The 14,493-nt window shown below is 66.0% G+C and carries 13 protein-coding genes and 1 pseudogene; 7 read left to right on the top strand and 7 right to left on the bottom strand.

The window, feature by feature from the left end; all coding sequences use genetic code 11:
* Positions 1-49: 49 nt before the first annotated feature.
* From RMR04_RS29120 to dctP, 7 genes and pseudogenes are all read right to left on the bottom strand, one after another.
* Positions 50-832 (bottom strand): glycerophosphodiester phosphodiesterase, encoded by a 783-nt coding sequence (locus tag RMR04_RS29120; protein WP_311911992.1) that lies wholly within the window; start codon positions 830-832, stop codon positions 50-52.
* A 7-nt stretch (positions 833-839) separates the two neighbouring features.
* Positions 840-1,730 (bottom strand): ABC transporter permease, encoded by an 891-nt coding sequence (locus RMR04_RS29125; RefSeq protein WP_311911993.1) that lies wholly within the window; start codon positions 1,728-1,730, stop codon positions 840-842.
* Positions 1,727-2,668, bottom strand: coding sequence for an ABC transporter permease (locus tag RMR04_RS29130; protein WP_311911994.1), 942 nt, complete (start codon positions 2,666-2,668; stop codon positions 1,727-1,729). The genes RMR04_RS29125 and RMR04_RS29130 overlap by 4 nt, the downstream gene beginning before the upstream one ends.
* A gap of 119 nt (positions 2,669-2,787) precedes the next feature.
* On the bottom strand, positions 2,788-3,768 hold the full coding sequence (locus RMR04_RS29135) for a ketopantoate reductase family protein (RefSeq protein WP_311911995.1): 981 nt from the start codon (positions 3,766-3,768) through the stop codon (positions 2,788-2,790).
* A gap of 345 nt (positions 3,769-4,113) precedes the next feature.
* Positions 4,114-5,406 carry a TRAP transporter large permease gene (locus tag RMR04_RS29140; RefSeq protein ID WP_410492301.1) on the bottom strand — a complete coding sequence of 431 codons (1,293 nt, stop codon included), beginning with the start codon at positions 5,404-5,406 and terminating at the stop codon, positions 4,114-4,116.
* A 204-nt stretch (positions 5,407-5,610) separates the two neighbouring features.
* Positions 5,611-6,072 (bottom strand): annotated as a pseudogene (locus tag RMR04_RS29145) (TRAP transporter small permease); the annotation flags it as partial.
* A 1-nt stretch (position 6,073) separates the two neighbouring features.
* Positions 6,074-7,099, bottom strand: a complete 1,026-nt coding sequence (gene dctP / locus RMR04_RS29150) for a TRAP transporter substrate-binding protein DctP (RefSeq protein WP_311911996.1) — start codon at positions 7,097-7,099, stop codon at positions 6,074-6,076.
* 264 nt (positions 7,100-7,363) lie between these two features.
* Between dctP and RMR04_RS29155 the strand changes: the two genes are divergently transcribed.
* From RMR04_RS29155 to RMR04_RS29185, 7 genes are all read left to right on the top strand, one after another.
* A complete protein-coding gene (locus RMR04_RS29155; protein ID WP_311911997.1) occupies positions 7,364-8,893 on the top strand; it encodes a serine hydrolase domain-containing protein in 1,530 nt (509 codons plus the stop codon).
* Complete coding sequence (locus RMR04_RS29160; protein ID WP_311911998.1) at positions 8,890-10,467, top strand: ABC transporter substrate-binding protein; 1,578 nt, start codon at positions 8,890-8,892, stop codon at positions 10,465-10,467. The genes RMR04_RS29155 and RMR04_RS29160 overlap by 4 nt, the downstream gene beginning before the upstream one ends.
* 145 nt (positions 10,468-10,612) lie before the next feature.
* Positions 10,613-11,038: a MarR family winged helix-turn-helix transcriptional regulator gene (locus tag RMR04_RS29165; RefSeq protein WP_311911999.1), complete on the top strand. Its 426-nt coding sequence runs from the start codon at positions 10,613-10,615 to the stop codon at positions 11,036-11,038.
* Entirely contained in the window at positions 11,035-12,678 is a 1,644-nt protein-coding gene (locus RMR04_RS29170) for an MFS transporter (protein ID WP_311912000.1), read from the top strand. Before RMR04_RS29165 ends, RMR04_RS29170 begins: the two co-directional genes overlap by 4 nt.
* A 14-nt stretch (positions 12,679-12,692) precedes the next feature.
* The gene (locus RMR04_RS29175; protein WP_311912001.1) at positions 12,693-13,757 is read left to right on the top strand and encodes an HlyD family secretion protein; all 1,065 of its coding nucleotides are present in this window, start codon (positions 12,693-12,695) and stop codon (positions 13,755-13,757) included.
* 139 nt (positions 13,758-13,896) lie between these two features.
* On the top strand, positions 13,897-14,103 hold the full coding sequence (locus RMR04_RS29180) for a hypothetical protein (protein WP_311912002.1): 207 nt from the start codon (positions 13,897-13,899) through the stop codon (positions 14,101-14,103).
* 81 nt (positions 14,104-14,184) lie between these two features.
* Positions 14,185-14,487 (top strand): plasmid stabilization protein, encoded by a 303-nt coding sequence (locus RMR04_RS29185; RefSeq protein WP_311912003.1) that lies wholly within the window; start codon positions 14,185-14,187, stop codon positions 14,485-14,487.
* Positions 14,488-14,493: the final 6 nt, after the last annotated feature.

Consider the following 14,493-nt stretch of genomic DNA (forward strand, 5'->3'; position numbering starts at 1 on the left):
GGATCAGTGCGGCGACGGCACCAGTGGAACGGTGAATGCGTGCCTTGCCTCAGCCAGGCGACAATCCGGTGACATCGGCATGCCCGGCGAGGGCTTCGACCAGCAGCCGCGGATCGTCGAGCAGGACCGCGTCCGGCGACAGAGCAAGCAGCCGGTCGAGCCCGTCACGATCGACCCGCCCGACCGGGAAAGGCGGATAGTCCGGCAAGGCCACCGAACGCGGCTGGCCGACCATGACCGCAAGCTTCAAGCCCTCAGTCCGAACTGCAGCCGCGCGTTCGGCCGTAGCAGTGCCTTGCCATAGTCGGAACCAGTTTGCGCCGGCGGCGCGAGCCATCGCCGCCGAGTCAGGATCGGCAGCGAAAGCAAGCAACGCGACCTCGCTCGTCCGAGCGCGCGCCATGGCGATGAGATCGAGATCGCGCAGACCGAGCAGTATGCGCCCAACCGCGCCGGCTTCGTTCAGCTCCGCCAGGATGCGCGGCACGACGGCGCGCTCGGTCAGCTTCACGTCGAGCAGAAGCCCGAGGGGGGCCGACGCCGCGATGGCGTCCTGCAGCGTCATCACTGAGGGCAGCAGGCGGCGAATTGTGGCGAGGTCGATCTCCGCCACCGCACGGGGGTCGCCGCAGAGGCGTTTCAGATCGGCATCGTGCAGGCAGACGAGCGCACCGTCGACTGTCAGCCGCAGATCCGTCTCGACCATGTCGGCTCCCGCAGCCGCTGCGGCCCGAAAGGCCTCGGCCGTATTCTCGGGCGCGAGCAGCGCCCCGCCGCGATGAGCGATGACGAGCGGGCGTCGCGAAGCCGGCGATTGTGCGGACAGCATCATCCCGCCCTCACCTGCGATCGACCGTGGGATCGAACCTGTCGCGCAGCCAATCGCCGAACAGGCTCATCGACAGGGTCGTCAGGAAGATCGTGAGCCCGGGGAAGACGGCGATCCACCAGGCGTTGAGCAGATAGCGCCGCCCCTCGCCCAGCATCAGGCCGAGCGAGGTGCCCGGCGGCTGCACGCCCAGTCCCAGGAAGGAGAGCGAGGTTTCGAGCAGGATCGTGCCTGGAAAATTCAGCGTCGCCTGCACCACCAGCGCCGCGACGATGTTGGGCAGGAGATGGCGCATGATCACCCGCACTGGCCGCGCGCCGAGTGCCTCCACCGCATTGATGTACTCGCTCTCCTGCTCGGAGACGACGAGGCCCCGCGCCAGCCTGGTATAGCGATCCCAGCCATCGATGCTGACCAGGATGATGAAGAGCAGGATGTTGTTGCCGAAGAAAGCCAGCATCGTCAGCGCCAGGAACAGCGCCGGGATCGCGGCCTGCGCATCGACCAGCATCATGATGCCCTGGTCGACGAGCCCCTTGAATCGCGCCGCCACAAAACCGAGCAGCGTGCCGAAGACCGCCCCGATCAAGGTGCCGAGCACCGCGATCAGGATCGAGGTGCGGATGGCGAAGATCAACCGGCTCAAGATATCGCGCCCGAGCTGGTCGGTGCCGAGCCAATAGGTCATGCCACCGCCCTCGGACAAAGGCGGGCGCAAACGCGCGGCGAGGTTCTGAGTGGTGAAGTGGATCGGCGCCAGCCAGTCGGCAAGCAGCGCGACGAGCACGGTGAGCAGGAGGAACGCCGCCGATAATTTGACGATGGGCGACATCGCCGCCCGCGCTGGGCGGGCGCGAAGCGGCCGCGGCGCGAGAGCCGCGCTATCGAGCCCCACCGTCATGCCCGTGCTCCCCCAGCCTGCCGGAAGCCGCCCAAACGGGGGTCGATCAGGATATGCAGGATGTCTACGAGCAGATTGGCTGAGATCATGATGACCGTGATGGTGAGGATCACGGCCTGCACCACGGCAAGATCACGCGTCGCCACCGAATCGACCAGCAAACGGCCGACGCCGGGCCAGGCGAAGATCGTCTCGACCACGGCGCTGCCGGCGAGAATCCCGCCGATCTCGATGCCGAGGAACATCAAAAGCGGCACCGACGCATTCGGCAAAGCGTGGCGGATGATGACACTGAGGGGCATCACGCCACGCCCGCGCGCCGCGCGGATGAAGGGCTTGCCGAGCACCTCCAGCGTCGAGGTTCGCGAAAAGCGGGCGAGCCGGCCCGCCAGCGGCAGTCCGAGCGTCACCATTGGTAGGATGAGATGGGCCGGTGTGTCCGACCCCGCCGAGGGCAGGACGCGCAGTTTCAGCGCGAACAGCAGGATCAGCAGGATGCCGAGAAAGAAGATCGGGATGGCATAACCGAACACGGCCGAGGCCATTGCCAGCCTATCGATGACGCTGTTGTGCCGCAGCGCCGCCAGGATGCCGAGCGGCAGGCCGACCAGCAAGGCCAGCAGGAGCGCGGATGTCCCGAGCAGCGCCGTCTTCGGCAGGGCCTCGAGAACAGCGGCGAAAGCCGGCCGATCATCGGCGAAGGAGGCGCCGAAATCACCCCTGGCAGCGCTGAGCAGATAGCGCAGATATTGCTGGTGGAGCAGCTGATCGAGACCCCAGAGGTCGCGGTAATAAGCGCGCACATCCGGCGGCGTGTCGATCGAGAGCATGATGTCGGCGGGGTCGCCCGCCAGGCGCAGCGCGATGAAGACCGCCGAGACGCAGATGAGGAGCGTGAGGATGGCGCGCCCCGCGCGCAGGGCCAGGAACCGAAACATGCATAAAACCGATCGACACGACCTCGTGACAAGCGGCGCATCTGCAAAGCCGGCGACGACAGATTGATGACAACCTGGTGCTTTTGGCCTCGATCAGACGAAAAGCAGGCGCGCTCCGATCAGCCCGCTGCCCCCCATCTCTGCCGCCAGGCATTCCCCGCCAGCGCCGCGACGCAGTCGATCAGCGGAGTGGGAACGCCGGCCCTTCGGCCGAGCTCGGCGACCGCGCCTGCGATCGCACCCAATTCCAGCGGCCGGCCAGCCTCCATGTCCTGCAGCATCGAGGTCTTGACGCCGACCAGGGTGGGAGGAAGCTCCAGACGCACTTCGAGATCGGGCCTGTCCTCGATGCCGAGCGCTGCGGCAACGGCAACGCATTCCGCCATGATCGACTTGGCGACGCGCCGGAGCGCGGGGTCGCCGACGATGGCGTCGATCGTCGCCCCCGTCACGGCCGAAATCGGATTATAGGCGGCATTGCCGAGGAGCTTGTGCCAGACCGCGCTTCGGATGTCCGCGCTCGGCTCGGCGTCGATGCCGCCCGCCTTCAGGAACGCCACGACATCGGCAAGCCTGGCGCTCGTCGGCACTAGGGGTTCGCCGATGACCAGGCGCTTGCGGCCGTTCCAGGCGATACGGTTCGGCGCCGGGCGATTGGCGCCGACATAGACGACGCAGCCGAGAACCTGGGTGGTCGGGAGCGCCGCCGCGATCGCGCCTTCGGGATCCACGGAGGTCAGTTTCCGATCGCCGAATCCCTCGTCCAGCCCATCCAGGTACCACCATGGAATGCCGTTCAGCATCGGCAGCACGATCGTCCCGGGCCCGAGCAGGGGCGTCACCAGATCCAGGCCCGTCGGCCAGTCATGCGCCTTGTAGCCGACCAGAACGAGATCCTGCACGCCGGCCGAGGACGGATCGGCCGTAGCGTTGACGGACAGTGTTTCGGCCGATGACGCGGTCTCAAGGATCAGGCCGTCGGAGGCGAGCAGGGCTGCCGTCGCCGGGCGCGCCACGATGAGCGGACGCTGCCCCGCCTTGGCCATATGCCAGGCGATGACGCCCCCGATCGCTCCCGCACCAACAATCGCCACCCGCATGGTCCACTCCCGCTTTGTGAATCGAGAGCGGACTATAATGCGCCGAAGCGGATGCGACAGTCTTGATCCCGGGCAGGTTGCCTAGAGGCTGTTATGAACCATGGGGCCGATGGGATGAGGTCAAAACGGCGGAGATGGGAGGAGCATTGCGCAGGCGATACCATCGGTATCGGCAAGCGATGCGACGCTGCAGCTCCGCCGTTTTCACCTCACCCGCAGGGCGCGGCGCTTTTGCGCGACTGCGGCGTCGTTCTTCGTAGCAAACCGGAAGGTTTGCGTCCTCGAACTCCTGGCATTCGCGCAAAATCGCCAGCGTCAAATCGACCCCATGGCTCATAACAGCCTCTATTTGATCATCACCGAGGGTAGCCAGGTCACGAGCCCCGGGAACAGGCAGCAGATGACCACCGCGATGAACATCAGCACGACGAAGGGCATCGTGCCCCAGATGATGTCCGAGAGCGGGATGTCGGGCGCGATGTTCTTGATGACGAAGATGTTGAGGCCCACCGGCGGGTGGATCAGCCCCATCTCCATCACGATGGTCATGACCACGCCGAACCAGATCAGGTCGAAACCAGCGGCCTTGAGCGGCGGCAGCACGATCGGCGCGGTCATCAGGATGATCGAGACCGGCGGCAGGAAGAAGCCGAGCACGATGACAAAGAGCAGGATCGCCGCCAGCAGGACCCATTTCGACAGCGACAGCCCGATCACCCAGGCGGCCATCGCCTGGCTGATATGGAGATAGCTCATCACATAGGCATAGAGCAGCGACATGCCGATGATCATCAGCAGCATGGTCGATTCGCGCAGCGTGCCGGTGACGATCGGCATCAGCTTGGACGGCCGCCAGATGCCGTACATCGCGCCGATGACGATCAGCGCCAGCACCGCGCCGACGCCGGCGGTCTCCGAGGGCGTCGCCCAACCGGCATAGAGCACGACCATGACACCGGCCAGGATCGAGACGAAGGGCGCGACCCAGGCGATCATCCTGAGCTTCTGACCGAGCGTGTAATGCTCTTCGGTCAGCAGCGCCGAGCGGACGCCTGTCTCGGCAGCGATCGTCTGAGCGACCGCGAATTCCTTGCGGTAGCGCAGCACCGAATAGAGCGCGAACAGCGTGATCAGCAGCAGGCCCGGCCCGATGCCGGCGAGGAAGAGCTTGCCGAGCGAAACCTCGGCCGCGACCGCATAGAGCAGCATCGTGACCGAAGGCGGCAGCAGGATGCCGAGCGTGCCGCCGGCTGCAATGATGCCGGCGGCGAAACCGCCGGAATAACCGCGCTGGCGCATCTCCGGGATGCCGGCCGAGCCGATTGCCGAACAGGTCGCCGGCGACGAGCCGGCCATGGCGGCGAAGAGGCCGCAGGCGATGGTGTTGGCGACGCCGAGCCCGCCCGGAATCCGGTGCAGCCAGGCATGCAGCGCCGAATAGAGGTCCTTGCCGGCGTTGGAGCGCCCGATCGCCGCGCCTTTCAGGATGAAGAGCGGGATCGCCAGGATGATGACGTTGGCGAGCTCCTCGTAGAAATTCTGCGCGATGGTATCGACCGAGGCCGCCGGCATGAACAGCAGCATGAAGATGAGCGCGACGACGCCGAGCGCAAAGGCGATCGGCATGCCGGAGAACATCACGACGAGCGTCGCCACGAAATAGGCGATGCCGACCTGGGCCTGCGAGAGGCTCGTGACCAGCGGCCTGACCGGCCTCTCCCACATCAGCAGCGCCACCACCGCCAGGACGACAATGGCGAGCACCAGCAGCGAGCGCTGGCCGACCTGCAGCGCGACCTGCACGGCCAGCAGCGCCATGCCGAAGGTCAGCAGCGAATAGGGAATCCAGAGTGGCGGTCCCCAGGCCGAATGCGAGGTCTGGCCCTCATGCAACGCCTCCTGCAGCAAGCCACCGGCCTTCCAGGCGAAGAACAGGCAGAAGGCCAGCACCACAGCATCGACCGTGGCGCGACGGGCCGCGTTCAATCGCGGCGAGAGCATATGGTCGAGGAAGTCGATGCCGATATGGCCGCGCCGCTGCTGCACGGCGCCGGCGGAGAGGAACATCGCGCCGGCGACCAGGAAGATCGTGACCTCGTCCTGCCACTCGACGCCACGACCATAGAGATGGCCGGCGATGACGCCGAAGGTCAGGACCAGCGCGGCTGCGAGCAGCGCGACGGCCGAGAGCTTGAACAGCGTCTCGTTGACCGCACCGATGACGGCGGCGATGCCGCCCGTCGCCGGTGTCGAGGTCCTGATGTCGCTGGCGAGGATGGCGTCGTGCTGCAGGCCGCCCGCCATCTCAGGAAACCGCGCGGGCGAGCTTCAGGAGTTCGGCGGCTTCGGTCGATTTCGCCGCATAATCCTTCCAGGCGCTCTCCTCGGAGATCTTGCGCCAGGCCGCGAGGTTGGCGTCGGTCTGGTCGACGACCTGCACGCCCTTGGCGGCATAGACCTTGGCAACCTCTTCATCGTCCTTCTTGGCCTCGGCCGTGCCCCAGGCCTCCATCTCGGCGCCGACATCGAGCAGCGCCTTCTGCTGCTCGGGCTTCAGGCTGTCGAAGATCGCCTTGGACATCAGCATCGGCTCGAGCATGAACCAGAACGAGCCCTTGCGGGCTGCCGTCAGCGATTTCGACAATTCCTCTAGGCGGAACGAGATCAGGCTGGTCGAGGAGGTCACGGCAGCGTCGAGCGCGCCGGTCTGCATGCCGATATAGACCTCGTTCGACGGCATGGTCGACACCTGGGCGCCTGCGGCAGTGAACATCAGATCCATCTCGCGGCTACCGCCGCGGATCTTGATGCCCTTGACGTCGTCTGGGCCACCGATCGTGCCCTTGCGCGAGGCGACACCGCCGGCCTGCCAGATCCAGGAGATGATCTTGATGCCCTTGTCCTCGACGATCTTGGTCAGCGCCTTGCCGACCTCCGAGGTCTTCCATTTCGCGCCCTGCTCATAGCTCGTGACCAGGCAGGGCATCAGCCCGAGATTGCAGGCGTGCAGCTCGCCTCCGGCATAGGCGATCGGGTAGAGCGACATGTCGAGCGCGCCTTTGCGCATCGCCGAGAACTGCGCATTCGTCTTCATCAATGACGAATTGGCGTAGACCTCGAATTTGAGCGAACCGGCCGTCCGCTTCTCGACCTCGCGCGCCATGATCCGGCAAAGCCGATCGCGGAAATCGCCCTGGTCGATGCTGCCGCCGGGAAACTGATGCGAGATCTTCAGCGTCGTCGCGCTCTGGGCGGAGCCTGGCCGGCTGAAGGTCAGGACGGCGGGAGCCGCGATCAGGCCGGACAGGACGTGGCGTCGGTCGAACTGCATGTCTTCCTCCCATGGAAGAGCCAAGGCGGTGAACCCCGCCTGCTGTTTTCGCTCGTTTTATACGGGCGCGCGTTCCCGCACATAGAGCATGCTTCAACGGCCGATGCCATCATGAGCAGCTAGACAGTTTGTCTGTTTTCCGGTTTGGCGACGGCGATCGCCGCACGGGCTTGCTCCCACTGCATGGCGCGGAGATTGCGCCGGCCACCTAACTTCCCCGACACTCGCTGCCAGCGATCGCTCGTTGGATGAGGAGAGGCCGGAATGCTGGATTGGGCGCGCGCCAGGGCCGAGGCCTCGGGCATCACCGAGGCTTGGCGACAGGAAGGCGGCCCCGGCGGAGCGGTCGTGATCTTCGACAGCAACGGCGTCCGCGAGGCGCTGAGCGGCGGCTTCGCGGTGATCGAGCACGGGCTCCCCTTCACGCCTGATACGACGAACCGCTTTGCCTCGATCAGCAAGCATATTCTGGCGACCCTGCTGCTGCAGGCGGATGTGCCGTTCGACGCCCCGCTCGGGACATGGCTCGGGGATCTGCCCGAGGCCTTCGCCCAGTTGCCGCTTGGCCGCGCGCTCGACATGACCGGCGCCTTGCCGGACATGATGGAGGTGTTTTGGCAGCGCGGCGTGCCCTACACCGCCAGCCTGAGCGCCAGCGAAATCCTCGCCGTGGCGCAGCGCCTGCCCTCCCTGAACGGCGAGCCCGGGCTGGAGATGGCCTATTCCAACACCGGCTGGCGCCTCGGCCAGCTCGTGCTGCAGAAGCGGCTCGGGATCGATTATGCCCGAGCCGTCGACCGGTTGATGGCGGAATTCGACCTGCCGATCCGGTTTCCGCAGGATGAGACCGAGATCGTGCCCGGTCTCGCCACGGGGTATTGGCGCGATGGCGAAAGTTGGCGGCGCGGCCGCTACGGCTTTCATTTTTCCGCCTCGGGCGGGATCGCCGGCAGTGCCGCGGGGCTGGCGCGCTGGGCCTCGGCCCTGCTCGCCGGGCGCGGCTCGCTGGCCGGCATGCTGGAGCGCCTGACCGCGCCGCGCGCCTTCACCGATGGCAGCAGCAGCGTCTATCGGCTCGGGCTGGTCTGCAGCGCGCTGGAGGATGTCGCGCTTGTCGGCCATGGCGGCTCGCTGCCCGGCTATCGCAACCACTTCCTGATGGCGCCCGCCCATGGCGTCGGCGTCGTCGTACTGACCAATCGCGAGGAGGATGCGCTCTGGCTGAGCCTGCGCGTGCTCGCCGCGTTGCTGGGCCGGGCATTGCCCAGTCCCGCAAGTGATGCGCCCACAGGCCTGTTCGCCGCCGAGAGCGGCCCGTTCTGGGCAGAGCTCGCGCCGGATTCGATCAGCTTCATGGGCGGCTATGAGCGCCTCGTCAGCGACGGCAACAACGGCCTGCGCAGCCTGCCCGCCTATCTCGACATCAGGCTCAGGCGCGCCGACAACGACACGCTCGAAGGCAGGATCGGCGGTGTCCGGCGCCGCCTCGCGCGTGTTCCCACGGGGACGGCGCTCGACCAGCGGCTGGCAGGACGCTGGCGCGAGCGCATCTTCGGCGCCGAGATCCTGATCCGCCCGGACGGCACCGCCGTGATGCCGTGGCTAGGAGACGCCGGAACCGAAACCGTGCTCGCCGCCCTGCCAGGCGGCCGGGCGCTGGCCGATCTGAGCCATGGCCCGTGGCGGCATCGGCCTTGTCTTTGCTTGCAGCTGGACGGGTCGCTTCATCTCGCCAGCCACCGCGCCCGCGTCCTGCAGTTCGACCGCATTGCCGAACAAGGAACCCGGTCATGAAACTCTCACGTCTCGCCGCCCTGGCCATCTCGGCCGCCTGTCTCGCCCTCCCCGCTCAGGCGCAGCCGGCGCCCGGAAAAATCCTGCGCGTCGTACCGCATTCCGACCTCAAGAACCTCGACCCGGTCGCGTCCTCGATCGTGATCACGCGCATGCATGGGCTGATGATCTACGAGACGCTGTTTGCCTGGGACGCCGACCTCAATCCCAAGCCGCAGATGGTCGAGAGCTTTTCGACCTCCGACGATAAACTGACCTGGACCTTTACGCTGCGTCCGGGCCTGAAATTCCATGATGGCCAGCCGGTGACGACACGCGATGTCATTCCTTCACTGAAGCGCTGGATGGCGCGCGACACGATCGGCGGCAAGCTCGGCGAATACACCGAGGGCATGCAGGCCATCGACGACAGGAGCTTCACGCTCAAGCTGAAGCGTCCGATGGCGCTGGTGCCGTTCGCGCTCGGCTCCGCTGTCGGCCAGATCCCGGCGATCATGCGCGAGAGCGACGCCACCAGCGACCCGATGAAGCCGATCTCGGAGACCATCGGCAGCGGGCCGTTCCGCTTCAACAAGGCGGAATGGCGCAGCGGCGCCAAGGTCGTCTATGACCGCAACCCCGATTACGTGCCCCGCACCGAACCCGCGGACGGGCTTTCGGGCGGACGCATCGTCAAGGTCGACAGGGTCGAGTGGATGATCATGCCCGACCCGGCAACTGCGGCCGCCGCGCTGCAGACTGGCGAGATCGACATCTGGGAGCAGCCCAGTCAGGACCTCGTCCCGGTCATTTCGCGCGACAAGAATGTCAGGATCGAGCGCTACAACAACCTGGCGACCCAGGCGCTGCTGCGACCCAACCAGTTGCATCCACCCTTCGACAATCCCAAGGCCCGCCTCGCGCTCGCCTATGCCACCGACCAGGCCGAGTTCATGGCTGGCGGCTATGGCGACGAGGCGTGGTGGAAACGCTGCAACTCCTATTTCATCTGCGGCAGTCCCGACGGCACCGAGGCCGGTGCTGAAATCTTCGGCAAGCCCGACCTCGCCAAGGCCAGGCAGCTTCTGGCGGAAAGCGGCTACAAGGGCGAGAAGCTTGTGCTCACGTCGAGCATGGATATTCCAGCGATCGGCCGCATGGCCGAAGTCGCCGCCGACAGCTTGAAGAAGGCAGGCTTCAATATCGACCTGCAATTCTCCGATTGGGGTACGGTCACGACGCGCCAGCAGAATCGCGGCACCACCGATCAGGGCGGCTGGAACCTGTTCGTGACCACGGCCTCGGGCGCGACCATGCAATCGCCGCTGACCAATATCGGCACCAACATGGCCTGCGCGAAGGCCTGGGCCGGCTGGCCTTGCGATGCGGAAGCCGAGCGATTGCGCGGCGCCGTCGTCGATGCGCCCGACGACGCCAGCCGCAAGCTCGCGATCGAAATCCTGCATCGCCGGCTGGCCGAGGTGCAGCCCTATCGAGTGCTCGGCCAATTCGACCAGCCCTATGCCCGGCGCAGCAATGTCGTGGGCGTGCTGAGCGCTCCCGTGATGCTGTTCTGGAACATCGAGAAGAACTGAGACGGCTCGCGAGACGCGCCCTGCAAGAGCCGGAAGACGCTTCGGCTCTTGCAGGGCGCGTCTCGGAGCTTTATATGCATGCAAGTAATTAGCATGCTATGTGATTTCCATGACAACGAGCCGCCCTGCCGCCGAACTCGCCTTCGTGACCGGCCTCTCGACCACCAGCCGCAAGGCGCAGACCACGTTCGACAGTCTGCTCCGGCAAAAGGGGCTGACGCTGGCGCGGGCGCGGGCGCTGCTTCATATTGCCCGCAACCCCGGCGTGAACCAGAGCGAGCTGGCGAAGTTCCTCGCGATCGAAAGTCCAACCCTGGTCCGGCTGCTGGACGCCATGGAAAATCAGGGCTTCATTCAGCGCAGCGCCGTCGAAGGGGACCGGCGGGCCAAGCAATTGTCGTTGACCGAGTCTGCGCAAGGCGAACTCCGGCAGGTCGAGGAACTCTCGCAGATCATCGGCGCCTTCATGCTGCGCGGCGTCGATGAGGAGGATCTGGCGGTAGCCACTCGCGTGCTCCGCCGCGTCTTCGAGAACATCGAGGCGGCGATGGACGGGCATGTCGCATCATGACGAACCTAGCCGAAGGCACATCGCCCAAGCCCGCGCCCGCCGTCGCGACCCCGCCGGCCGACCCGACCCTGCAACGGACCATCGCCTGCATCGGCGCCTCCGTCCTGCTCTGGACGACGCAGGGGCTGGGGATGAATTTCGTCGCCGGCAACACCGCCCAGATTCAGGGCTCGCTCGGCGCGACGCTGACCGAGACGAATTGGCTCATTGCCGCCTATATGGCGCCCAATGTCAGCCTGACCCTGATCCTGACCAAGATCCGCATCCAGTTCGGCTTGCGCCGCTTCGCGCTGCTGAGCCTGGGTGTCTTCGTCTTCGCCTCGATCCTGCACCTGTTCGTGCATGACCTGCGGGCGGCCGTGGCCATTCGGTTCCTGGCCGGCATCGCGAGCTCGCCGGTATCGACGCTGGGCTTCCTCTACATGCTCGAGGCCTTTCCGCCGGCGAAGAAGATGAGCTGGGGCCTGAGCCTGGCGCTCACCTGCACGGCGGCGACGCCGACGCTGGCGCGGCTGATCTCGCCGGCGCTGCTCGATCTCGGCCAATGGCACGAACTTTATATGATGGAGATGGGGCTGGCGCTGCTCGCGGCGGCGGTGGTCTATCTCCTGCCATTGACGCCAATCGTACACACCAAGGTGCTGCGCAAGCTCGATTTCGTCAGCTACCCACTGATCGCACTGAGCTTCGGCCTGCTCGCCGTCGTGCTCGCGCTCGGGCGCTATTATTGGTGGCTCGAAGCACCATGGCTCGGCTGGTGCCTGGCGGTCTCGCTCCTGTCGCTGGGCCTCGCAGTCGCGATCGAGGCGCAGCGCGAGGCTCCGCTCTTGAACGTTCGCTGGCTGATGAGCCGCGAGATCCTGCATCTGGCCGCGATCATGCTGATCTTCCGCCTTGTCCTATCCGAGCAGACCGCGGGCGCGATCGGCTTGTTCCAGACGGTCGGCCTGCTCAATGAGCAGAGTGCCGGGCTTTACGGCGCGATCCTGCTCGCCTCCGTGGCGGGCGGGCTCACTTGCGGCGCCTTGCTCAAGCCGGAACGCATTCCGGCGCTGCACGGCCTTGCGCTGATCTGCGTCTGCGTCGGCGCCTATCTCGACAGCCAGGCCACCAACCTGACGCGCCCGGCGAACATGTATTTCAGCCAGGCGCTGATCGCCTTCGGCGGGGCGTTGTTCCTGCCGCCTTCCTTGTCCACGGGGCTGTCGGTGGCGATGAAACGCGGGCCGGAATACATCACCAGCTTCATCGTCACCTTCCTGTTTACGCAAAGCATCGGCGGGTTGATGGGCTCGGCCTTCTTCACCAGCTTCGTCGTGCTGCGCGAGCAGTTCCACTTCAGCTATCTGGTCGAGCGATTGACGCTGAGCGACCCGCTGGTCGTCGAGCGCGTCCGCCAGCTCGCAAGCTCCTATGGCAAGGTGCTGACCGACAGCCAGTTGCTGAACGCGGAGGGGCTCGCTCTGCTCGCGCAACAGGCGACGCGAGAGGCCAATATCCTTGCCTATAACGACATCTTCCTGCTGATCTGCTGGATTTCCGGCTTCGCGCTCTGCGCCCTGACCGCGCACCTGCTTTATCTGAACCTCCGGCAGGCGATCGCCAACCGACGCTCCCTTACTGTCCTTACTGTCGCCTAGAACCGAACCTTGCCATGTTGAAATCACTCCGCTCGCCTGCGACCCTGCTCGCCCTCCTCGTCGCCCTCTGCGGGGCGCTGCTCGTGCTCTATGCCTGGAAGCTGCCACCCTTCCACAACGCGGTGGAAACCACCGAGAACGCCTATGTGAAGGGCCAGGTCACGATCATCAGCCCGCAGCTCGCCGGCTATGTGAAGACGGTGGCCGTGCAGGACTACCAACTCGTCAAGGCCGGCGACCTGCTCGTCCAGATCGACGACCGGATCTACGACCAGAAGGTCAAGCAGGCGCAAGCGCTACTCGCGGGCCAGAAGGCCAATCTGGCCAATGCCGACCAGAGCGTCCGCTCGGCCCAGGCCAAGATCGGCTCGAGCCAGGCGCAGATCGCCAGCGCGCAGGCGGCACTGCGGACGGCAGAGGCCACGAGCGAGCGCATCAACCCGCTACTGGAGAAAGGCATCGCGACCCAGGCCACCGGCGACCAGGCGACCCAGGCGCTCGACCAGGCACGCGCCGGCCTGCGGCAGGCAGAGGCCGCGCTCGAAGTCTCGCGGCAGGATCTGCAATCGATCGTCGTCAACCGGCAGTCTTTGGAAGCGGGCGTGCAGAACGCCGAGGCCACGGTCCAGCTCGCCGAGATCGACCTGCAGAACACCCGCATCCTGGCGCCTCAGGATGGCCGGCTCGGTGAGATCGGCGTGCGTCTCGGGCAATATGTCTCGGCCGGGACACAGCTCACCTCGCTCGTGCCGGCGCGTAAATGGGTGATCGCAAACTTCAAGGAGACCCAGCTCTACGGCATGAAGCTCGGCCAGCCGGTGAGCTTCACCGTCGACGCCCTGCGCCACCAGACGCTGACAGGGCATATCCAGGAATTCTCGCCCGCGACCGGTTCCGAGTTCAGTGTGCTGAAGGCCGACAACGCGACCGGCAACTTCACCAAGATCGCCCAGCGCCTGCCGGTCCGCATCGCGATCGACGACAATCAGCCCCTGGCCGCGCAGCTCGCGCCAGGCATGTCCGTCGTCGTCAGGATCGATACGGCGGCAGCCGCGGAGAACGTGCCGGCCCTACGCTGACGAGCGTTCCGTCCGGCCGGTTCAAGCCCTTTTGCCGCGCTGGCGACTGGGGCCAGCATAATTGCGATTATCGTTAACGGGTTTTTTGACGTTCCGGGGCGATTCTAATGACCCGATTCGCTCCAGCCGTCAGTTGCTCATGGGTCAAGTCCTGCAGTTCCGCCTCCCGCTTGCCGATGCCAGCGAGGCCCTTCCCGACATCGATCTGATCACGGCGGTCGATGTCGCCTTGCGCGATCTCGCCGACATCGCGCCCCATGTCGCGCTCGCTTCGGCGCGCGCCCAGCTCGCGGCCTGCCGCGAGATGCTCCAGGCCTGCTTCGACGCGGCCGTCGAGGTCCGCTGAGAGCATCACACTCGGCCCCGCGGGAACCGCATCGCCAGCCCGACGTTCCCTTGCGGAGATTTTCCAGCGAGGAGGCAGGCCATGCCACGCGGCGACAAATCCGCCTATACGGACAAGCAGAAGCGCAAAGCCGAGCATATCGAGGAGAGCTACGAGGAGCGCGGCGTCCCGCATGACGAGGCCGAGGCGCGCGCCTGGGCGACCGTCAACAAGGAGAGCGGCGGCGGCAACAAATCCGGCTCCGGCCGGGGCGTGCCCGACAGCGAGATCTCGGCAAAACGCGGCGGGAAGATCGGCGGAAAAGCCTCCGCTTCCCGGCCTGCAGCGGAGCGCTCCGCCGCCGCGAAGAAGGCCGCCGAAACGCGCCGGAAGAAGGCATCCTGAGGCTTA

The organism is Bosea sp. 685 (genome assembly GCF_031884435.1).
Lineage (GTDB): Bacteria > Pseudomonadota > Alphaproteobacteria > Rhizobiales > Beijerinckiaceae > Allobosea.